Raw genomic sequence first — 22,893 nt, 5'->3', positions numbered from 1 at the left:
TTATTAAAGCGCGTCCTAGTGACGCGCTTTTTTTCATTCTGGTTGCCTTGCGGCCAATACACGCTCAACAGTATCTACAATCGCTTGAGTTTGAGGATCAAATTCAACGTTAATCAAATCACCAATAGCACGTTTACCAAATAAGGTTCGTTGCAATGTTTCTGGAATCAAGTGAACGTTGAAGCGGTTACCTTTTACTTCTCCAATCGTTAGTGAGCAACCATCTAAGCCGATATACCCTTTGGCAAGCACGTACTTGATGGCTTCCTGAGGAACTTCAAACCAAATCGTACGGTTATTCGGAGAATCAATCATATCGACAATAGTCGAGACTAAACTAATATGGCCAGACATGCTGTGCCCGCCAATTTCGTCACCAAACTTGGCCGCACGCTCGATGTTAATATGCTCTCCAACCTGTAAAGCACCAAGGTTAGTCAGCTTGAGCGTTTCTTGCATTAAGTCAAAGTTTACCAAGTCTCCGTCAATGTGCGTTACGGTTAAGCAGCAACCATTGTGAGCGACTGAAGCCCCAATTTCTAATCCACTTCGCATGGTGTTGTTGAGCCTGATAGTATGCGTTTGAAAGCGCTCTTTCTTATTGATTGCGACCAATTCTGCTGTGCCTTGTACTATTCCCGTAAACATTCTGTTTTTTCCATCATTAAGTCATGGCACTTAGTGTGACATTTCTTTATCATGCGCGACAACATCAGTTAGTTAAAACTTCGTTTTCACCCTGTGTTTTCTATCCTTTTACGCTTCACTTTCTGGAGTACAACGTGCATCGTTATAAAAAAGAAGCTTCTCAGCTGATAAAACTCGCCACCCCGGTACTTATCGCATCGGTGGCGCAAACTGGTATGGGGTTTGTAGATACTGTCATGGCCGGTGGTGTTAGTGCGACTGACATGGCTGCGGTTTCTATTGCCGCGAGCATTTGGCTACCTTCCATCTTATTTGGTGTTGGACTATTAATGGCATTAGTTCCTGTTGTTGCGCAGCTGAATGGCGCTGGTCGACAACATAAAATTCCATTTCAAATTCAGCAAGGTGCCGCACTAGCACTGGTGATTTCTTTACCAACCATTGCCGTATTATTCCAAACGAAAACAATCCTTGGCTTAATGGATGTAGAAGTTCTGATGGCCGAAAAAACCATTGGTTATATGCACGCAGTGATGTTTGCGGTACCTGCATTTTTGTTGTTTCAAACCTTACGTAGTTTCACCGACGGTATGTCACTAACCCAACCAGCAATGGTGATTGGGTTCATCGGTTTAATGATCAATATTCCACTTAACTGGATCTTTGTTTACGGCAAGTTTGGCGCACCTGCTTTGGGTGGTGTGGGTTGTGGCGTTGCTACGGCAATTGTTTACTGGCTAATGTTTTTTATGCTGCTCTTTTATGTGCTCACCTCAAAGCGCTTGGCACATATCAAAGTCTTTGGACAATTCCATCGCCCCGAATTAAAAGCACAAATCAAACTGTTTAAGCTTGGCTTCCCAGTAGCTGCTGCTCTGTTCTTCGAAGTCACCTTATTTGCAGTCGTCGCTCTTCTCGTTGCACCACTTGGTTCATTGGTCGTTGCAGCACACCAAGTTGCTATCAACTTCTCATCTTTGGTGTTTATGTTACCGATGAGTGTGGGTGCGGCTGCAAGTATCCGCGTTGGCCATCGTCTTGGAGAAAACAATGTTGATGGTGCAAGAGTGGCTTCTCGAGTCGCTCTTATGGTTGCATTAGCAATGTCACTATGTACCGCCCTGCTTACTGTTCTCTTCCGTGAACAAGTTTCTTATTTGTATACAGACAACCGAGCCGTGATTGAATTAGCGATGCAATTATTATTGCTAGCGGCAGTCTATCAATGTACAGATGCGATTCAGGTGGTTGCCGCTGGTGCGCTTCGTGGCTACAAGGATATGTCCGCGATTTTTAATCGTACTTTCATTGCATATTGGATTTTAGGTTTACCTTGCGGCTACATTCTCGGTATGACGGATTGGATTGTAGAACCGATGGGTGCTCATGGTTTCTGGTATGGCTTTATCATTGGTTTATCATCTGCCGCGATCATGCTTGGCTTACGTTTAAGATGGATGCATCGTCAACCCGATGAAGCTCAACTTGCTCTAGCGAGTTTAAAATAACCAAGATGAAAGGCCAGCAAACTGCTGGCCTTTCATCTTCTTTCATTATGTAAGATAAATTTTTCACTTCAGTTAGAAATATCTCTTCGTTGGTGTTATTCCGGCCGTTCTCGTAGATAACGAGCAAATTTTGGTATGCCATTTTGAGTGTATCCATTGTATCGAAAGGTGATGGTACTACCCAATGGTGGTGGGTTTTGCCGTTGGATGTCAGTAAAACCACTGCCAATGTAAAACTCAAGGCCTGAGTCCAACCTTACTAACAATGCCCCCATCATTCCTTTGTATTTACCCATACCGACTTTATGCCCAATCACCGTCGCTTCCGCATCCTGATGTTTCTTTAGTTTTAATAGATCACTACTTCTCCCCGCTTGATATCGGCTCGTGATCTTTCTTAACATCAACCCTTCTCCTTTTGCACCATCAACACTATCTAAATGGGAAAAGAGTTCTTTTTCTGAAACGATCGGCGTGTGTTCAATGTACTTGATATGGTCAGAATCCGCTTTACTCACAAAGTGGATCAAGTTGTAGTAGCGTTTTTGATAGTCTCCCGCAGCGCCGGGCATATCAAACAGCATGAAATCAATTTTCTTCCAAGAAGCATCCACCGGTTTTTGATCTAGTACGGTTTGTTGCACTAAGTGAAAGTTACCGCGGCCAGCCCATAGCTCCCCTTCTAGGGGATGCTGTGGTAAGGGTTCGACAAACCATTTTGGTGCCATGATGGGTTTACCGCCGCGCGTGACGAGTTGAGATCCCGTCCATATTGCACGAATACCGTCCAGTTTTTCACTTTTCCAATATTCGGTGACGGCCACTCCCTCTTGATACGTTTTTGCTTTAGCAATAAACGGAGGGAGTAAATCATCGTGAGGTGAATGTGCTTGAGTAACACTTGCAGCCATCATACTGGCTGCGATAAGAGAAAGACGTAACTGCATATAAAATCCATTTCATAGGCTTGCAATTACATTACGTTCACAAATAAGACAGATTCAATAGTTAGACATAACCAATTCGACCTAAATCTTAAAGTACACAGATTTCTTTAACATGGTATTAGTGCTGAAATATCACGCTGTCATTAGCGACTCGATGACGCTCACTGTAAATACCGTCTTGAGCGCGAACACCGCAGCTAATGATCATGCAAATCTGATCACTGCGCTTTAACCCGAGTAACTTCTTAGCTCGTTTCGAATCAAACCCTTCCATCGGGCATGTGTCGTAGCCTTTTTCGCGCATTGCGTACATAAATGTCATCGCTGCTAGGGAAACGCTCTTGTGCAGGCATACACGTAGATCTTGTCTACGCACTTCACGAAACATGGGTTTCTTGCGCCCAGCCCATGCGGAAAACAGTTGTCGCATACGACCAAATATGCCCAGTGCATCATTTCTATATACGAAAGGAATTAACTTTTCATAGTATTTCAGCGCACGTTTCGCTGTTGCATCTTCTCGTCCCGTAAAAGCATTACGAATAATGGATGCATTGTAATTTGCGCGCTGCTTCCAATTATGTGGCGTCGCGACAAATACAACGAGCTCATTTGCCGTTTTCGCTGCATTTTGTCCCATGCATATGTCGGCCAACGCTGTTCTTTTCTCTTCACTGATCACTCGATGGAACTCCCACATCTGCATATTACTGCTATTCGGGCTCAGCGTTGCTAGCTCAAGTGCTTGTGCGACGTGCTCATGGTTAAACTCTGCATTGGAATCGTATTTACGTACAGAACGTCTTTCGTGAACCAGCTGTTCAAAAGAAAAAAATGATGTCATTGAGTTTCCGTTATTTGACTAACTTAAGTGGATTGTTATCGGGGAAATACCGAAGGGAGAACAGTATACTACTGTGACAGCTTCGCTGGGTAACAAGTTTAAGAAACGCCTGCTTATTCATCTTCTTGGCTACAAACTGACTTGATTGGTGCTCTTGCACAAAAACTTCCCTAACCAACCCAGTTTCGCATGACAGTGAATTTAAGTAATTGCGTCGCTGCTCACCACTCAAGCTTTGCGTTCCGGCACCATCTTGAACGTATAGAGTAATTCCTGCTTGCCTTATTTCTTTAGTCCACTTGCGAATGACATCAGGGTCGTTATTGGCGGCAAGATAAAGCGTGACCATCAAAGGCATCGGGTATTTTTCTACTTGCTGCGCTAATACATTGGTAATTAAGTCACGTTGCTGCTGCGTGACAAAGTCATAGTCGCTCAGTTCAAGTGGTAGGTATAAGCCGTTAATTTTAGGCTGATGCTGCTCTATCCACGGCTTCCAACGTTGGTAACTCTTTTCTAATTCTTCAAAATAACGTGTTAAGTATTGCTGTTGCTGCTCAACATTAGCGTGGATCCGCTTAAAATAATTTGGGTCGGAATATAGCCCAAGCCATAACTGGATATCATTGTCGACCAATGTTTCTAGATTTTGAGCTAACCAACCGGATGGACCGCCGAAAGTTTCATCGCCATATTGGGTCCATTGGACCACAACCTGACTGAGTTCGTAGCGCTCCATTGTTTTTGCGATAGAGACCCAGTCTTGTTGTTTCAGCGTTTTATCTTGATTTAAAGGTTGGTAGAAAGCCCCGGAAGGGCTTTCTGAGTGCTGATTACACCCACTTAAAATGAAGATGAGAAACGAACAAGATAGGAGTCGCCATGTCCTTCTAACGTATTGCTTTCGTTGATATGTTGCCACTCTAACCCCACTTCCGATACGACCGAGTACCCATCGTACGCACTATTAAACCATTCCCAAGTCCAAGAGACCCCTAATCCCAACCGTTTGTCTTTATCCGGTGAGTCGGAACTCTTAATCGAGCTCCACTGAGCAAAGCCATATGGGGTGACGCGTTGGCGGTGATTTTCAGATATTTTAAAAGTCTCACCGAGATTGTAACGGGCAAAGAGAAAGTAGTCTTTCTCTTCATCGATATATTGGGTCGCATCAACATATAAAGAATTGTACAGCCACATGTCTCGATCAGGTTGCCATGCTTTGCTCCAGTCATCTTTAGAAAAAACGTCGGCGCTAAAGCGAACATAAGCACTTGTATCGAAATCACCGTCGTCATTCCATACATCTTGTATAACACCAGCCTTAAGGTAGTAACTCCAATTCTTGATTGGTTGAAGCTGCATACCAATATCTATCTCGCTGTTAAACCATGACTGGTCTTGCTCCAACAAACCGCTATGCAGCGCCGTTGCAGAAAAAGCTAATCCTGGAACCCATGGTTGATCAAAATAATATTTTGCTTCTTCCATGACAAAGTAGTTACCTGTTTGACCAGTGTAGCCAAGAGCGACTCTGCCTGAGCTGTCACCAGCCCAACCTGAGATAGCAAACCGCCACCCCTGTTCCACATCTCGATGAGCACGTTGTAAGTAGTCTTTTTGCGCGATATCTTTCTCGGTTTCGGGTCTTGCGTTAAGTTCATCAATACCGGCTTCATATAATGTTAACGCTTTAACTCGCTGACCATTATCTGCTGATAAACGCGCGTATTCACTCATAAGATTCACGTCATCACGATAAGCTGGAAACTCATGGGCTTTTTCTAAAAGTTGTACCGCCAGCGTTGGATGAGAATGTGATAATAGGTAACCCAATTGAGCACTGATATGGCCGCTGTTATCACTCTTGATAACATCATTGACGTAAGTTGGCAGCTGAGTTGGTTCAGTTTCTAGGTAATAGTTTGCAACTTCTGTCGCGATCTCACCGGATTGTGACTGCGCCAAAGCACGTTGATACCGGTTACTTAGAAGTTCCGAATTATCTAACTGTTCAGCAATTTTAACACCCAACAGCCACCATTGCGCGTTATCAGAATTAATTCCTGCGTCTTGCCATACTTGATTGGCTTTTTGATACTGACCCGATTGATAAAGAGAATCAGTATATAAGTAGTAATCGTAACTGCTTAAATTATCAGCTAATTGCCAATGAGATTGTGCTTTAATGTGTTGCTGTCCTTGCGCATACCATGTTGCAAGTTGCAAGTTGCAAGTGCTCGGCATTTGATATGGTTTCCTGATCTGCTACAGCCTGTTCGTACATTGACGCCGCAACTAATGGACTACTCTCTCCATAGCAATGTGCTTCAGCTTTTCGGCTGAATGCGTGAGTCGCAAGTTGTGGCTCCAGTACGCTGCATGCATCCGCTTGTTGCCAAATGGCAGCGTTGATTTGTGCTTTCTTAGCCAAATGCATATTGAGTCGAGCAATGTCGTTCGGTTGAAATAGCTCTGGCCTTTGCAATACAGCTTCTGCTGTACGGTTGAGCAGCTGTTTATTAGCAAAAAAACGTTGCGGCGTATTGTGCATACCGACATTCAATTGCTCTGCCAATTCTGATGCTTGCTTCTCTTCATCAACTATTGCTTGTTGCAGCAGATACGTAGAACGATCTAAGTATTTGATTTTCTTTGTATGATGATAAACATCAAAATAAGCCTTAGATGCATTAAAATCATCCCCTAGATGACGATAAGCATTCGCAAGCTCAAGCCTTTGAGTAGTGTTCGTAGGCTCGGCAAACAGTTCACTCACACCTTGCCAATTACCCTTTTCTTTATAGTGATTGGCTAGAATTTGTCTACGCTGACTCTCAAGGCGCGGTGTTTTAAATCGAGCCGCTTGCAAATTTCGATATGCGCCTAACGATTCAGCCATGATTAACCATGACGATGAGTTTAAATTAGGATTGCATGAGGAAAATTGTTTGACTGCCACCTCGCGCTTACCTGAATCAGCCAACGTGATGACCTCTTTCAAGCAGTCGTTCATGACCACTCGCTCTTTTTCTAATCTGCTTAGCTGAAGCTCATTAAAACTATTGAGGTAATCGAATGTATGTTGTTGCTCTGAATTAAGTTCTGAACGCTTGGCCAGTTCTTCAAGAGCTGACTTTGCAGCAACTAACTTATTTTCATAGATTAAATGACTAATGTAAGCCGTTTGAACGTCCTCATAGAGTGCTTTACCTTGCTTATCTTTGGTTAACGCAAGTGCCTTGTCATATTGGCCTAAGTCCAAGTACATATAAGATAAGAAGCGCAAATCTTGCTCTGTCTCTAACTGCTTCGCTCTAAAACCTTTCAGTATGGAAATCGCTTGTGGGAACTGCTTACTCTCGTATGACGCGTAAGCTTCGAAGCGTAAAGCGTCGATTGATTTATAACGTATCGGCTGAGAGATACTCCATTGCAATGCATCCCCTTTCCCTTTGACACGTTCAATCGTATAAACGTGATTCATAAACCAACGTTTAATTTGTTCTTCAGTCATTCCTTTGGTCAGGATACTCACTTCATGAGGACTATACAGTTCCGCAGCTTGAGATTCTTTTTGACGAAGTTCGAGTAAAAGATCGCCTCGTTCAGCCGCAGGGATCTGTTTTAACAGTGCTTCAAGTTCACTAGTGGGCTTGTTCGCTAGCAAACTCAGCGTGTAAGCGTATTTAATAAAAGGAACATGATCAGGCACAATGGCCATCGCCTGCTCAATTTCATCTAATGCTTGGAGATATTGTTTATTTTGCTCACGCTCAAACGCTTTATCGACATAGGGGTAGACACGAAAGTGTTGAAAGTTGGATAAATCAGCATAAATATCATTCGGTGTCGCTGCATGAACGTCCATCACCGGATGGATCATAAGCAGAGCAAGCAAATATTTGACTCGTGTGTTCATGTTAATTCAATTCCGGTTGTTTGATGCATGTTTCTACAAGTTGTTCCAATGGCATTTGTTGCTCTTTTTGTAACATCAATGCTTGTTCTAAGGCGTCACTAGTTACATACCCTCTTTCAACCAGAAATTGCCCTAAACTTACGTCATCCTCTGTTTCAAATGCCAAAATAGCCTGATTTAATACAGCGGGTTCAATTAAGCGTGCTGACAATAAACAAGAACCAAGTTGTGATTGGCTAGCAAAATACTGGTCGTATAATCTGGCCCACTGCTCAGGAGAAAAAACATTACGCTCAAACTCCGCTTTCAATGCTATTTTGGGATTGAGCAGCTTTCTATCCAAATACCAATAGCGTAGACCTAATGTCACCGAACCGTTGGTTGTGATCACCCACTTTACAGGGCATTTGATGCGTCTTTTGATTGCTGCATGAGCCACCGGGCTAAGCGCGGATTCTTTGCCTAACACAAGTGTTTCACTTTCCATTGCAATAGGAAGCACTGAATATTTCAAAGCCAGTTTCTTTGGCAAAAGACTAACGGTATGACCATCCAATGAAAACGGATCACTTGCTAAAAATTCCGCATCACATTGGTTGGCTATCGCACGGCTTAATTGCTCGTTAGTAATAAGTCCAGATGTGACTAAATGCATGCCAAGGAGCCGATATTTAGGACAGTTAACCACAGCATCATTCAATGTTTTTTCATCTATCCATCCCTTCTCCACTAAAATTTGCCCTAATGGTTTCTTTCGTACCTCTGTGGATACTGAAGGAAAGTCGTGAGTAGTTTTATCCCATGCAACACGACGAGGATCACCTTGTTGAATGACTTGACGAAGAGCACGCAGGTTAGCGGAAAAGTTAATAATGTTGCCCCAGAAGAGACGAAGAATCGATAACGCTCCTTCTAAGTAACCATAATATTGGCTGACAAAATAAAATCGTTGCGTCAGTCGATTCATTAGCAAGAAAAAATTAAGCGTTAACAGAGCCTTTGTGGTTGGGTCTTCTGAGATTATTGACATAAAACGATAGCTGTCTTCCACAAACAAGCTATATAAAGACAATGCAACCAGTTGGATCAGCAACAGCATTGCAATAAAACCAACCGTGTTATTAATAAGTCCACGACGGTCTCGCCACAAGAAATAGTTCACTTTCCAGTCTTTGGTCCACTTGTGGTTCTTCATTCCCTGAAACACGATACCAATGATCCAGCGGCTTTTCTGTCTTACTGCTGTTGAGTATGTTGTAGGGAAATATTCTCTTACACAAACCACGCTACCTTCACGCAAAGAGACACCTAGCGCTTCCTCTTTCAGCGTTATTTGTTCTTTATCGATAACAGGAAAACGAACGAAAATTTCGTTCATTCCCCATTGTTTCAAGCGAAAACCAATATCGTAATCTTCTGTCAAGGATTGCACATCAAATGGAAGGCCATCACCTTCAACCAGAAGGCGCAAAACGGCACGGCGGCTGAAACAGGTACCCACGCCGGCGCTGGGAACTTGACCTGCTATCGCTTCACGTACAACAACATCTTTACCATGCAACTCGGCAAACTCGTCAGCATAGTGTGCTGGCGTCATTTGATACCATTTTCGGGTATATGGATAAACTGGAAGTTGGATCAGATCTTTGGCAGGAAGTAAGTAGTTGAATAAACGTAGCTCCATTGACGAAAGAACATCTTCGGAGTCATGGAGAATAAAGCCGGAAAATTCGACCTTCGCTTTTTTTTCAAACTCGATAATAGAAGCAATGATGTTATTTAAACAATCCGCTTTGCTCGTTGGCCCTGGACGTGCGCAAACCACTTTATGGACGTTGGGATACCTTGCACAAACTTTTTCTACATCGGCTTGGGTTTCAGGATCATTTGGATAGGTACCGACGAAGACTTGATAGTTTTCGTAATCAAGACGAGAAGCAGCCAGCTCAGCCATTTTGCCGATAACACCATGCTCTTGCCAAGCAGGAACCATGATCGCTAACGGTTGCTCTGTTTTACCATATAGGTCTGCCGCTTGTTTACGGTCGTATTTTTTATAAACCGTATTTCTTCGCCAAAACCGTCTACACCAATAGTAAATATCGATAATGAGGTCATCAAGGCCGCAAATAGCTAATGCAACCATGATGACAAACAGCACATACTTTAAGCCAAATAAGTAAACAACAAATATATCGAAAACGCTCATTGATTGCCCGCTAGTCTAGTTTAATCACCCAACAACAGCACTAAAACCAAGCATCCATTGCTTATAAGCATGAGTGATTACACATTGACAACGCTTTCAACACATCTTGTTGAATCTTTTTGACCCAACGGTATGTCAACTTACTTCACTCAATCATATTTCCATGTAAACTTAGGTTGAATCACCTTATCGTTGATCTAATTACATGAAACGTAAGTTTAGCCACTTCTAAAGAAGCGTCACATTCTGTGATATACACCCAAAGATTACAAGTAATTTTGTGTTTATGTCACAAATTAGAATTAAATTATAATTTGAATCCATATATCAGCATTATTCATAACCACCAACACTGCATCATCAAGCATGATAAAAACCAATTTCATTAGAACATTAGTTTAGCAGTAGCTTTATTTGCTCTACGATTCTGCTTGAAGATTGACCATCGCCATATGGGTTTATGGCTTGAGGATCATTCCCTTCATCCAAGAGCGCTAATGCTGAATTTAAAATTCGATTTACATCCGTCGCACCCGCAAGTTGAGATAGCCCCATATTCACAGCTTCTGGCCGTTCAGTCGTTTCACGTAAAACAACCACTTTAGTTCCAAAGGTTGGAGCTTCCTCCTGAATACCGCCAGAGTCGGTCAATACTAACCTCGCTTGAGCCAGTGTTTGTTGAAGCTCCATATAATCCAATGGCTCTACTACTTTGATCGCTAGGCAATCTTTGACATTTGATAGTACGGCCTCTTTAACCACTGGATTCGGGTGTGTGGCTAGTACAAATTCCAATTCCGGTTTCTGTGCACTTAACGCTTTAATTGCTGAGCAAATCGTAGGGATCGACGCCCAGTTCTCGCGACGATGAGCGGTCACAAGTACTGTGTTAGTCTCTTGTTTGATGATCTTTCCGCTATCAAGTAAATACTGCTGCGCATCAACCGCGGTATTTCCAGTAACCAAAATATGTTCGTGTGGTATCCCTTCACGCAACAGTGCATCTCGTGCCGCTTTTGTAGGCGCGAAGTGCAAGTTCGCTATTTGAGCGACCAAGGTACGATTAGATTCTTCAGGGAAAGGATGTTGCATATTGCCCGAACGCAGTCCTGCTTCTACATGCCCAATAAAAGGCACTTGATTGTAAAAAGCGGTCAACGCACCTGCTAATGTAGAACTTGTATCTCCATGGACCAACACACAATCAAACTTCTTGGCTTGTATGACAGATTCAATATTTTTCATCAAACCAGCCAGCAAATTCGTTAAACCATTCCCTTCAGGTCGAGAAAAAACGTAGTCAGGAGCGATTCCAAATACATCAAATGTTTGTTCTGCCAACGTGTCATGTTGACCTGTGTGACACCATTCAATGGAATACCCTTGAGCTTTAAACTCTTTATAAACTGGCGCCATCTTAATAATTTCTGGACGAGTGCCAGTAACAATCAGTACATCTTTAGCCATTAGCTTTCCTTTTAAAGAATATTATTCTATAAAGACAATTCTTGTGTGCTGGTCTAGGACATAAATACTGTGACAGTGAAAGTTATAATACAAGACCCTGTTTATAAGTTTATTGATTAAACACTCACCATCTCATTAACAATAGCAATAAAATTCAATCAATTAAGATTAAGACTCGCCTTCATTTTTGCGTCTAATTTATGAGTCAATCTTATTAACGTTCACAGATTCATTCTCAATTTGAGAATAACCATCTTTCAAATTGAGAAATCTGCCAACTGAGCATATAAGCACCTGTTATTTGGTCACTTTTCATTTGGCATAGCTCCTGCACTACTTGAGAAAACAAAAAGGAGAAGCGCTATGGAACTTAAACAGATCGAAGCAAGCACCACCATCCTGACTTTAATGATTAATGGAAATTTGGATGCTGATGGTAGCCGTGATGCCCAACCTCATATCGACGATGTCATTGCCAATGATTGCCATCAAGAAATTGAAATCGACTTTAGTAACGTTGAGTTTTTAGATTCTTCAGGTGTCGGCGCACTTGTTTATCTCTACAAGCGCTTGATCGAACGCGAAAGAAATATGCGACTAGAAAATGTGACTGGTCAGCCTTTAGAAATCATCAACTTATTGCGGATCGGACAAGCGATTCCAGTGAACTCCAGAACACACTAATAATAACAATCACTAACAAGGACAGTTGGCATGCGAACTCTATACTACATAGCCCTACTTGCGGCCTCATTTTACCTAACAGGTTGTGCGAGCCACGCACCACAAGGGCGTGGTGGCTTAGCGGAGCACTATGCGGACGCTAGTTTCTCTCCTGTGATGCCTGATGAACCATTAGGTCCGGAACACGGTCTGCGGTTTGACTGGAAGTTAGCAAAATTACATCTGGATTCATTAATTCGTGAGGGGGCAAAATGGTGTTTCCCCGCTGCGGTTGTACAGGCGATAGAAAAACAAAATCGCATTGCACGCGAACTTGAAGGTGGATTGTTGCTAGATGCGGCAAACGATCTGGTTATTCAAAGAAAACGCCTCAATCAACTTGAGTTACAGTTGGACTATGTAACATCTCAAGCAAATTGCACTCCGCCAACAAACCAATTTCAGTTAACGCAGCAGTTAGCCGTTATCGACCAGTTGTTTAATCTGCTTAATGTCGATAATCAATTTGCATTTAATTCCACTGAAATTAATCCCAAATATATGGGACACCTTGCCCAATCAGCCCACATTCTTCGCGAGCATCCCACATTGAATTTGAGTGTCACTGGACATGCCGACGCGATTGGTGGTGAAGAGTATAACCAGCAATTAGCGATGGAAAGAGCTAAGCAAGTTAAACGCTACCTTACGATCTTTGGCTTATCACCTAGCCGAATCACGACTCAGTCACTTGGTGCTTCACTACCGCTATTCGAAGGGGATTCTGATGCTACCCGCTTAACCAATCGTCGAGTCAGCATTGAAATCATATCTACTCAAGACAATTCAACGAGCCATTCGCAAGGAGGCTTTTATGAAATGGATTAACCTCATTCTGGTCATCCTTTTTGTTGGCTATGTTAATACAGTAAAAGCCCAAGAAACCAAAGTACAAGTCGGTGATTTGGTGCAAGTCAATTTGCCCGGAGAAGAAGCACTAAATAAAGGGTTTCAAGTGGACAAGCGTGGCCGTATTACTCTGCCGGAAGTTGGGCAAATATACGTTGCAGGTTATGACGAGAACCAGCTCGAAACCAGTGTAAAAGAAGCATTAAGTAAAGTGTTTCGTGACATCACCAATGCCGATGTGTTTATCGCGCAACAACAAATTTTGATTTCCGTACAGGGTTATGTCAATGCGCCGGGTGAATACACATTACCAATATCGACTGATATCCAAACCGCGTTGCACGCAGCTGGCGGACTGCGCTCAGGTGCGCAGTTAGACAATATGTTCTTAAAACGTGGCGGACAAAAACAGCGGTTCAATTACAAAGCATTTTTAGATTCCGGTGACGACTCTATGCTGCCAACGCTGCAATCACTCGATACTCTGTTTGTTCCTGCCTCCCCTTTGGTTGGCAATATTGAGCAGCAATTTGATGCTGCGAAGCTTGCCAATTCGGGCGACAGCGCCGACAACCGTCGAGCGATTAAAGTGTTTGGTGAAGTGAATGCACCTGGCTCATTTAGTTATAAGGACAATACTGACCTTGTTGATATTTTGATGCGCTCTGGAGGTGTCACCCGCTATGCCAGTGTTGAACAAATCCGTGTGATAAGTGATAACACACCACAGCTATTTAATCTAAAACAGTACCTCGATAGTGGTGATGAGTCTTTACTGCCCACACTCACTCCGGGCACCACGGTATTTGTCCCCAAACAAGAAGAAGAGATTAAATCTGGGGCAAATACCGTCTACATCATGGGGGAAGTTGCACATCCAGGAGCTTACGAAGGTAACAAAGGTGCAACGTTTATGGACATACTCGCGAATGCCGGCGGACCGACACGATTTGCAGAGTCACGCCAGATCCGAGTGCTAAAAGCCAATGGCAAAGTGATTCGATTTGATCTCACAGCTTACACTGAAGGATTGAACGGCACCAAGCCTCCTCAAATAAAGTCGGGTGATGCGATTTTTGTTCCTGAAAAAACAGACATGAATGAAAAGTCGTGGTTAAAAATATCGCCTGATCGCGCCGTCAGTGTGATGGGTGAAGTGGTTCGCCCCGGGCGAATTGAATGGTCGGATGAAATGGATCTGATCGATCTTCTCGCACACGTTGGTGGGCCAACACTCAGGGCTGACACCTCAAAAATTGAAGTTGTAACCCACACTGGAAAAATGGTCGTATTTAATTTGGACGACTTTATTATCAAAGGTGCCCCGTCATCAGAACTTCCTCAAATCAGTGCGGGTTCTATCGTTCGCATTCATGATTTACCACAAGATCCCAGTGACAATAAATCTCAATGGGTACGCCAAAGCTCAGATGCATCAATTTATGTCTTTGGTCAGGTCAATGCCCCAGGCCGTTATCGGTTTACCAAAGATATGCACTTCCTCGATATTTTATCCGCAGCTGATGGGCCAACAAAAGATGCAGATATACACAATATTCGCATTACTCACCGTGATAAAACGTACTCACAAGTAAGCAAGCTCAACCTGTCGCTGTATTTTGAAACCGGAGATGAAAACTTACTTCCGAATGTCACTATGGGCGACACCATTTACATTCCAGAAAAAAATAAAAATTGGCTTGATCGCTCTAAAGAATCCACGGTTCGTGTTTTAGGTGCCGTCAATAACCCTGGCCGCTACGTTTTTAACGACAACATGACCATTCTCGATATTTTGGCAGAAGCCGGAGGACCAAGCGATAGAGCCTATCTTGAAAAGATCTCGATCGTAAATATGTCTTGTTGCCAAGGACAGGCACGCACTTTTGACCTGATTGAATTCAGTAAGACCGCCAATATTTACCATCTGCCAGTGCTTCGTGCTGGCGACACAATCTACATCCCTGATCAAAATGACAGCTTTATGGAGAAAGCACGTGTCGGATTACAAGACATCCTTCGCCTAGCGACAACCATCGTCCTTATAGGAGCGTTATGATGCCGATTCCTGCAACTCACACCGAGATAGAACAAATTTATTTGGCCGCTGAAATGAACCACTGTCGTTCAGTATGCATCACTGGATGCTCAGCCAGTGACGGTGTCACGTCAATCGCAACCGCATTGACTGAACGTTACTTACTAGCTGGTCATCAAACTTTGCTGGTCGACCTCAATATGCTGCACCCAGCTTTTGAAGAATTAGACATGGTGATTGGGGATACAGAAGAGCATTGGGTCGAACACAAAGAAACACATCAGCTTTTTACCGGCTTAACCATACCGACGGATCGCTCGACACAACTGGCGTATAAAGACCCCAACAATCTGCAAAAAGCGGTTCAATTATGGTTAACACGATTTGATCGCGTCATTATCGATACCTCTCCCATACTCAAAATCAACCGTGGCAATATTCCAGCGCAAAGCGTTGCGAGTGCATGTGACAAAACCATTTTGGTTGTTCGTGGTGGCACAACGACCTCCTCGCAATTAACTAAAGCGGTCGAACTTCTTCAATCGGAACGAATTTCATTACTTGGCACCATATTAAATGTCAAAGACCAACCGACACTTGCGCAAGAAATCATTCGTGAATTACGTCGTTTACGGTTAATTCCTCAGAAACTTAGACTTTCGATAGAAAGGCGTTTAACGGCAATCGAAATGCTCTCTCAATCCGCTTAGGAGAACACACAATGAAATGGCTTCTCTTATTACTTATTGCTTTTACTTCCCATGTTATGGGGAAAACATTTACCTTTGGTGTTGTTCCGCAACAATCCGCTACCCGCCTTGCACAGCAATGGACGCCAATCACGGATTATCTTTCAAATGCAACGGGACATCAGTTTGTCTTTTCGACAGCAAAAGACATCCCCACGTTTGAAGAGCAGCTTCGCTTAGGCAGTTACGACATTGCCTATATGAACCCTTATCACTACACCACATTCAGTAGTAGCCCGGGCTACAAAGCAATTGCGAAAGCGAAAGATAAACAGATTCACGGCATCATCGTGGTACGAAAAGACAGCGGAATAACATCGTTAGAACAGCTGAAAGATTCTACGCTTGCTTTTCCGTCTCCGGCCGCCTTTGCCGCATCCATCTTAACGCGTGACCACCTCATCAAAGCTGGTGTCGACTTTACGCCCAATTATGTTAGTTCGCATGATTCTGTTTATTTATCGGTTGCGCGCGGTTTTTTCCCTGCCGGAGGTGGCGTGATCCGCACATTCAAATCTCTAGATGAAGAAACACGTTCACAGCTTAAGCCTATTTTTCAGACTGAAGGGTATACACCGCATGCCATTGCGGTTCATCCACGAATGGACGTCGATGTTTTGATGCTCGTTCAGCAGGCACTGACTGAACTCGCTGACACCAAACAGAACCAAGCTATCCTTGATACGTTAAAAATCAAAGGGTTTGAGTCTGCTACAGATAGCGATTGGCAAGACGTGCGGTCATTGAATATCAACTTACTCAATTAATACGTAGGCACTTGTTTGTCTAGGAGGTCGTTATGTCATTCAGAGCAAAAACCATCATAGGTATTGCGTCAATTGAGATTGTGTTGTTGATGTTATTGGTCTTCAGTGCCATGTCTTTTCTATCTGACGCAAGTGAAAAGCACTTGATTCAACGTGCAAATACCACAGCAAACATGTTTGCTCATGCCACCAAAGATGCGGTGCTCTCTACTGACCTCGCAACGCTGGATGACATGGTCAATGAAATTATGAGTTTGGAAGACTTATTGTATGTTCGGATCACTCGCCAAGGGAAAGACATGGCGTGCGCTGGAGATAAAGACCTACTCGCCAGACAAATGGAAGAAGACCATAACCTTAACGCTGTTTCTGATGGAATATTTGATAAGCGCGTCGACATTGTCAGTGATGGAACCGTCTATGGTCACATCGACATGGGCTTTGGTACGTCGGCCATCAATCAAATGCTCAGTCAAGCGAAGCAATCTATTGTTAGTATCGCGTTCGTTGAAGTTTTTTTGGTCGCCATCTTTTCGCTTTTCCTCGGTTCATACTTAACTAAAAGCTTGATTCGTTTAACTAAAGCGGCGAAAACTGTCAGTGAACGCGGCCCCGGATATCAGTTAAAAGACGACTCAAAAGATGAGCTCGGCGACGTTGCGCGTGCGTTTGATGAAATGTCCGGCAAATTATCAAAAAGCTATCAAGAACTAAAGCAAGCTCGGCAAGAGGCTGAAGATGCCTGTTTAGCTAAAAGTCGTTTCTTAGCGTCGATGTCTCATGAAATACGAACACCTATGAATGGCGTTCTAGGCATTATGAATTTACTCGAAGAAACACCATTAAACCGAGAACAAAAACAGCTCATCAAAACAGGAACCGAGTCTGGAAACTTTTTATTGTCGGTGATTAACGACATCCTCGACTTTACTCGCATGGAATCCAGCACCCTACTTTTAGAGTCTAAACCCTTCGATTTTCGCCATTGTGTCGAAAGCGTGGTAGACAGCTTTGGCCCAATAGCAAAACAGCGAGATCTTATCCTCCATTGTTATGTTGATGGTAGTACGCCAAGTGGTGTTATCGGTGACGAAAACCGAGTGAAACAAGTACTGAACAATTTGATTGGAAACGCATTCAAGTTCACCCAACAAGGCGGTATTACGGTCAAAGTCTCAGCTGAAAGCCACGGAAATAACTGCCTTATCTCTTGCAGTATTTCTGACACCGGTATTGGCATTAACAGAAATGCGATGGATTATCTTTTTGATGAATTCACCATGGTGGATCAAAGCTACTCACGAACACAAGAAGGTTCTGGGCTTGGGCTCGCGATTTGTAAACGGTTGTGTGAGCTGATGGATGGTGGTGTAGAAGTAACCAGTGAACCTGATATGGGGAGTACATTCACGTTCACAGTTTGTCTTGAAATTGCTGATCAAAGTCTAACGTTATCTGTCCCTAAAATAGCGCATGGTGACTTTATTGGGGCTCGCATTCTAGTAGCAGAAGATAATAAAGCCAATCAATTGGTGATCAAAAACATGTTCAAAAATGCTGGCGTTGATATTGATCTCGTTGGCAATGGTGTTGAAGCTGTGGAGCAAGTTCAGAAATACCAATATGATCTAATTTTCATGGATATCTCTATGCCTTTGATGGATGGCATGGAAGCGTGCCAAACCATCCGCAAGCTTGACGACCTCTCAATTGCAAATACTCCTATCATTGCACTAACAGCACATGCCCTGACAGGTGATAAAGAACAATTCCTCGCATCTGGTATGAACGATTATTTATCAAAACCGGTTCGATTATCACAACTTCTTGAAAAAATGGATCTATTCTTAAATAAACAAGAAGAACTCATCAACATGCATATAGAAACAGAGTCACCAAAGATTGAGTTCTTGGATAATACTAATGATGTAGCTAGTGAGAATAATTCGAATATGGATAGAGATGACCTCGTTGACGAGACTATTTTAGTTCAAATGATCGAAGACACCTGTGCTGAAGTCATTCCTGAATTGATTGAACACTACATTGTAGAGTCTGAAAGCCGGCTAGCTGCGATTAATGTCGCCGTCGACCAACACGATAAAGACAAATTGGAATTTGAAGTACATACATTAGGAAGCTCAGCTCTCGCACTTGGAAACAGAAAGCTGTCGGAGGTCGCAAGAGAAATGGAAGCATTGTGTCTTCAGGGGAAAGAAGAACTCGCTTACCAATTAAAAGATAAACTGCTAACCGTTGCAAACGCGTCGCTCAAAGCCATTGATGCAAGAAAACAACAAGGTTTTGTCGAGGCACCAGATTCAAACCGTTAGTCAACGTCAAGATGACAAGGAAACACGTATGAGAGCCAAAGTATTATTAGTAGAAGACTCCACTTCATTAGCCATCTTGTACAAACAATATGTAAAAGATGAACCTTTTGACCTGTTTCATGTTGAGACGGGTCAAGAGGCCATTGCCTTTATAAAACGCAACCTGCCTCAATTGGTTATTTTGGACTTGAAACTACCCGATATGACTGGTGAAGAGATCCTCGAATGGATTGTTGAAAATAATGTACCAACCGCTGTCATCATTGCGACAGCACACGGCTCAGTCGATGTTGCAGTTAATTTATTACAAAATGGTGCGAAGGATTTCCTTGAAAAACCTATCCAAGCCGATCGTTTAAAAACATCCATTAATGTTCACCTTAAACAAGCGCAGCTAGAACACTTGGTTGAAGACATTGAAAACAAGTTTGACCGTAGCCGCTTCCACGGATTTATTGGTGCGAGCCTTCCGATGCAAGGGGTGTATAAAATCATTGATTCTGTCGCCCCAACCAATGCAAGTGTGTTTATCGTTGGTGAAAGTGGCACAGGTAAAGAGGTTTGTGCAGAAGCTATTCATCAAGAAAGCCCTAGAAAAGACAAACCATTCATCGCCATCAACTGTGGCGCTATCCCGAAAGATCTCATGGAAAGCGAGATTTTTGGTCATGTTAAAGGGGCATTTACTGGAGCAACAACTGACCGCAAAGGCGCAGCTTCGCTTGCAAATGGAGGAACATTGTTTCTTGATGAGCTTTGTGAAATGGAACTGGAAATGCAGAAAAAGCTGCTCCGTTTTTTGCAAACTGGAACCTTTATGCCACTAGGCGGAACGAAAGAGCTTAAAGTAGATGTTCGCATTATTTGCGCCACCAACCGAGAGCCACTTGTCGAAGTCGAAGAAGGACGCTTTAGGGAAGATCTCTATTACCGCGTACATGTTGTGCCCATCAATATGCCGCCACTTCGCGAGCGTGGTAATGACATCACTACCCTAGCAACGCATTTCTTAAAGCTATACGCCAAAGAAGATAACAAGAAATTCAGCAGCATCAGCAAAGATGCCGACATGATTTTAAAACGCTACCATTGGCCCGGTAACGTTCGTCAATTGCAAAATATTATACGCAGTATTGTAGTTTTAAATGATGAAGCCAAGCTCTCAGTAGCCCATCTACCTGAGGAAATACTTAACCGCCAAGGGCGCAGTACAACGAAAACACAATCGAGCAATACTGCCGCAACATTTGTTGTTCAAGCCCCTATTCAACCGATGGAGCAACCAGCCGTCAGTTCTGCAGAAAAGAGCAATGCACCGATCCGTCCAATGTGGCAAATTGAACGAGAGACGATCCAACGCGCGATCGATTATTGTGATGGCAATGTGTTGAATGCCGCCGTTTTACTCGAACTCAGCCCTTCAACGGTTTATCGTAAAAAACAGGCTTGGGAAGCAGAAGATGAAAGCAATCCAGCCTAATGAAATTTGGTTATTGATAGATAGCTTGACCATGGGAGGCATTGAATCCCATGTTTGTGAAATATCTCTGGGGCTTAAACAGTTTAACCATCCAGTCAGAGTCATTTTTATTGCGCGCTATGAAACGCCCGCGCCATTAGAAGAAAAGCTAGACCGTGGTGGAATCCCATACTTGTATCTTAATCAGGAGTTTACAGGGCTTCCACCTTTGCTGAGTTTATTAAAGGCAGTAGAAAAGTATCAACCTAGCCTTATCCACTCCCACGGTTATAAAGCGAGTTTATTAAGCAAGCTGATCCACCTAAAAACACATACCCCGCAAATCTCAACTTTTCACGCAGGTGAAACTCCTAAAGGCAGAGTATGGCTTTATGACCTAATTGACCGTAGCACCGCTTTTATTTCCAACGAAGTTATCGCTGTCAGCTCGCAAATACAAAGCAAGCTTCCTTGCCATTCACTTCGACTTAATAACTTTGTTTCCAACCCAAACCCAACGCTGACCCATGGACTGCAAATCGCATTTGTTGGTCGCTTGAGCCACGAAAAAGCGCCAGATCGATTTATTGATATCGCAAAAGCATCACCCACTCACAAATTTCATTGTTACGGTGAAGGCCCCATGGAAGCCTCACTACACGTAAGAAAACCCAGCAATTTAGAGTTTCATGGCCATCAATCTGATATGGCTCAAGTATGGCCAAATATCAGTGTTCTCATTATCTGTTCCCGTTTCGAAGGTCTCCCTATGGCTGCACTTGAAGCCATGTCTCGCGGCATTATCGTCATGGCAACCTCAGTGGGTGATTTACCTGCCCTTCTTGAAAACCGCATTAATGGCTACCTAGTCGACCATTGGCGTGAATTAGGAAATGCCATTGAACATTGGTTTATGCTATCGGATTCGAGCAAGAAGATGATGAGAATTCGCGCACTGCATACCTGGCAAAAAAACTACACTGTCGACGCCGTAATTCCACAACTTACTCATATCTATCGTAAACATGCATCAGCCGGTTTCCTCGCTAACACGCTTTCTGATTCTCAAAATGAGAATTAACCTACCTGAGTTCTATTCATAAAAACAAAGCAAATAAAAACAACAAGTTAAAACAATCGATTTATGGCATTCACTTTGCAATCTCTTAGATCAGGCGAACAATAAGGGATGCTCTAATGAACGTAAAACACATCTTATTTGTACATTATGGTGATGACTGGATTCGCGGTAGTGAGCGTTGCCTCATCGATCTCGTATCCACTTTGGATAAACGTCAGTATCAACCTTACGTTTGGACTAACAGTCCTGCATTACATGCTGAAATCAAAAAACTAGGTGTTCACAGTGAGTTATCGCAGTTCCCCATTCTCTTTGGTTGGAAAGCACCTCGTTACGATTTTTCGGGATGGCGTTCATTAGTCCGTGACGCGAAAGATTACATTGAACGCGCTGACATCGATCTTGTTCATGTTAACAGTGCAGCGCCTTGTCAATGGATGTGTAGAGCAGCAAAAAGTATGTCCATCCCCCTTGTGACCCAGTTACATTCCGATTATCCAACCAGAGATCGAATCACACTAGGAATACACTCATCTCCTCATATTATTGCAGTAAGTGACGCCGTCACTGACCATTTGATTGAAGATGGTTATCCATTAGAACGATTATCTGTGATTCGAAATGGCTTGGATATCCAGCGTTTAGCACATCAAGATTCCGTGCCAGCCAAACGGACATTGGATATCTGCAATAACAGTTACTTATTTGCTACCGTCGGTTCACTAATCCATAGAAAAGGGATTGATCGCCTACTCTCCGCACTTCGTCACGTCACGTTAGAATACCCTCATGCACATCTATTAATTATCGGTGATGGCCCGCTGAGGAAAAAGCTGGAACAACAAGCCGAAGCGTTACACCTTGGTCAACACGTTCATTTTGTTGGTGAACAAGAGCATGTGTTGGGTTGGCTTAAAAACTGCGACTGTTTCATTAGTGGTGCGCGGGAAGAAGCATTTGGATTGGTAGTAACGGAAGCCGCTCTAGCTGGCTTACCTATTATCGCCCCCAACCAAGGTGGAATTCCGGAGATTATCGAACACATGCGCACGGGTATTCTATACAAAAATACAGGTATCAAACCTATGGTTGAAGCCATGCGTGCCGTGGTCAAAAACCGCAGTGCTGCTCGAGCTATGGGGGTAAGAGCAAAAGCGCATATTCAGAACCATTACACCATTGAGATGAACGCTCGCAACATTGAAAGCGTTTACTGCAAGTTACTCGCAGGACATGGGGCGCGTAGTTTATCTGTGTGGCGAAGCCTAAGACCTCTCAAAACCTATTTGGCACGACAAATTCACTCCTCGCTACCGAATTCAGCGTTGTCAAAAGAGTCAATCTAAATG

The 22,893-nt window shown here is 43.3% G+C and carries 18 protein-coding genes; 10 read left to right on the top strand and 8 right to left on the bottom strand.

All coding sequences use genetic code 11. The annotated features are described in order from the left end of the window. Positions 1-33: 33 nt before the first annotated feature. A complete protein-coding gene (locus ACQEXS_RS14775; protein ID WP_427014352.1) occupies positions 34-648 on the bottom strand; it encodes a riboflavin synthase subunit alpha in 615 nt (204 codons plus the stop codon). 134 nt (positions 649-782) lie between these two features. On the opposite strand from ACQEXS_RS14775, the gene ACQEXS_RS14770 reads away from it, so the two are divergent. Next, positions 783-2,156 carry an MATE family efflux transporter gene (locus tag ACQEXS_RS14770; RefSeq protein WP_367989095.1) on the top strand — a complete coding sequence of 458 codons (1,374 nt, stop codon included), beginning with the start codon at positions 783-785 and terminating at the stop codon, positions 2,154-2,156. A gap of 95 nt (positions 2,157-2,251) precedes the next feature. Here the strand turns inward: ACQEXS_RS14770 and ACQEXS_RS14765 are convergent, their stop codons facing one another. The 7 genes from ACQEXS_RS14765 to wecB all read right to left on the bottom strand — a co-directional run bounded on the left by ACQEXS_RS14765 (position 2,252) and on the right by wecB (position 11,545). Beyond that, a complete protein-coding gene (locus ACQEXS_RS14765) occupies positions 2,252-3,103 on the bottom strand; it encodes a DNA ligase (RefSeq protein ID WP_427014351.1) in 852 nt (283 codons plus the stop codon). 118 nt (positions 3,104-3,221) lie between these two features. Further along, complete coding sequence (locus tag ACQEXS_RS14760) at positions 3,222-3,947, bottom strand: nitroreductase family protein (RefSeq protein WP_427014350.1); 726 nt, start codon at positions 3,945-3,947, stop codon at positions 3,222-3,224. A 10-nt stretch (positions 3,948-3,957) separates the two neighbouring features. After that, positions 3,958-4,869 carry a DUF4434 domain-containing protein gene (locus tag ACQEXS_RS14755; RefSeq protein ID WP_427014349.1) on the bottom strand — a complete coding sequence of 304 codons (912 nt, stop codon included), beginning with the start codon at positions 4,867-4,869 and terminating at the stop codon, positions 3,958-3,960. Then, positions 4,791-6,194, bottom strand: a complete 1,404-nt coding sequence (locus ACQEXS_RS14750) for an NfrA family protein (RefSeq protein ID WP_427014348.1) — start codon at positions 6,192-6,194, stop codon at positions 4,791-4,793. The genes ACQEXS_RS14755 and ACQEXS_RS14750 overlap by 79 nt, the downstream gene beginning before the upstream one ends. Further along, the gene (locus ACQEXS_RS14745) at positions 6,133-7,869 is read right to left on the bottom strand and encodes a hypothetical protein (RefSeq protein ID WP_427014347.1); all 1,737 of its coding nucleotides are present in this window, start codon (positions 7,867-7,869) and stop codon (positions 6,133-6,135) included. The genes ACQEXS_RS14750 and ACQEXS_RS14745 overlap by 62 nt, the downstream gene beginning before the upstream one ends. Position 7,870: 1 nt before the next feature. Then, a complete protein-coding gene (locus ACQEXS_RS14740) occupies positions 7,871-10,078 on the bottom strand; it encodes a glycosyl transferase family protein (protein WP_427014346.1) in 2,208 nt (735 codons plus the stop codon). A gap of 393 nt (positions 10,079-10,471) precedes the next feature. Then, positions 10,472-11,545: a non-hydrolyzing UDP-N-acetylglucosamine 2-epimerase gene (gene wecB, locus ACQEXS_RS14735; RefSeq protein WP_427014345.1), complete on the bottom strand. Its 1,074-nt coding sequence runs from the start codon at positions 11,543-11,545 to the stop codon at positions 10,472-10,474. A gap of 363 nt (positions 11,546-11,908) precedes the next feature. On the opposite strand from wecB, the gene ACQEXS_RS14730 reads away from it, so the two are divergent. The 9 genes from ACQEXS_RS14730 to ACQEXS_RS14690 all read left to right on the top strand — a co-directional run bounded on the left by ACQEXS_RS14730 (position 11,909) and on the right by ACQEXS_RS14690 (position 22,890). After that, complete coding sequence (locus tag ACQEXS_RS14730; protein ID WP_367989087.1) at positions 11,909-12,229, top strand: STAS domain-containing protein; 321 nt, start codon at positions 11,909-11,911, stop codon at positions 12,227-12,229. Positions 12,230-12,259: 30 nt separating this feature from the next. Then, on the top strand, positions 12,260-13,096 hold the full coding sequence (locus tag ACQEXS_RS14725; protein WP_427014344.1) for an OmpA family protein: 837 nt from the start codon (positions 12,260-12,262) through the stop codon (positions 13,094-13,096). Then, positions 13,083-15,176 carry an SLBB domain-containing protein gene (locus ACQEXS_RS14720; protein ID WP_427014343.1) on the top strand — a complete coding sequence of 698 codons (2,094 nt, stop codon included), beginning with the start codon at positions 13,083-13,085 and terminating at the stop codon, positions 15,174-15,176. The genes ACQEXS_RS14725 and ACQEXS_RS14720 overlap by 14 nt, the downstream gene beginning before the upstream one ends. Next, positions 15,176-15,865, top strand: a complete 690-nt coding sequence (locus ACQEXS_RS14715) for a chromosome partitioning protein ParA (RefSeq protein ID WP_367989173.1) — start codon at positions 15,176-15,178, stop codon at positions 15,863-15,865. The genes ACQEXS_RS14720 and ACQEXS_RS14715 overlap by 1 nt, the downstream gene beginning before the upstream one ends. Before the next feature lie 11 nt (positions 15,866-15,876). Next, the gene (locus ACQEXS_RS14710) at positions 15,877-16,671 is read left to right on the top strand and encodes a phosphate/phosphite/phosphonate ABC transporter substrate-binding protein (protein ID WP_427014342.1); all 795 of its coding nucleotides are present in this window, start codon (positions 15,877-15,879) and stop codon (positions 16,669-16,671) included. A gap of 32 nt (positions 16,672-16,703) precedes the next feature. Further along, entirely contained in the window at positions 16,704-19,004 is a 2,301-nt protein-coding gene (locus ACQEXS_RS14705; RefSeq protein ID WP_427014341.1) for an ATP-binding protein, read from the top strand. A 28-nt stretch (positions 19,005-19,032) separates the two neighbouring features. Then, positions 19,033-20,484: a sigma-54-dependent transcriptional regulator gene (locus ACQEXS_RS14700; RefSeq protein WP_427014340.1), complete on the top strand. Its 1,452-nt coding sequence runs from the start codon at positions 19,033-19,035 to the stop codon at positions 20,482-20,484. Further along, positions 20,465-21,544, top strand: a complete 1,080-nt coding sequence (locus ACQEXS_RS14695; RefSeq protein WP_427014339.1) for a glycosyltransferase family 4 protein — start codon at positions 20,465-20,467, stop codon at positions 21,542-21,544. The genes ACQEXS_RS14700 and ACQEXS_RS14695 overlap by 20 nt, the downstream gene beginning before the upstream one ends. Positions 21,545-21,660: 116 nt before the next feature. Further along, on the top strand, positions 21,661-22,890 hold the full coding sequence (locus ACQEXS_RS14690; protein ID WP_427014338.1) for a glycosyltransferase family 4 protein: 1,230 nt from the start codon (positions 21,661-21,663) through the stop codon (positions 22,888-22,890). Positions 22,891-22,893 lie beyond the last annotated feature (3 nt).

Origin of the sequence: Vibrio sp. TRT 17S01, from assembly GCF_050113695.1 — a bacterium.
Lineage (GTDB): Bacteria > Pseudomonadota > Gammaproteobacteria > Enterobacterales > Vibrionaceae > Vibrio.
Note: the sequence above shows the minus strand (reverse complement) of the source record. Positions and strands in the feature narration are given on the sequence as shown.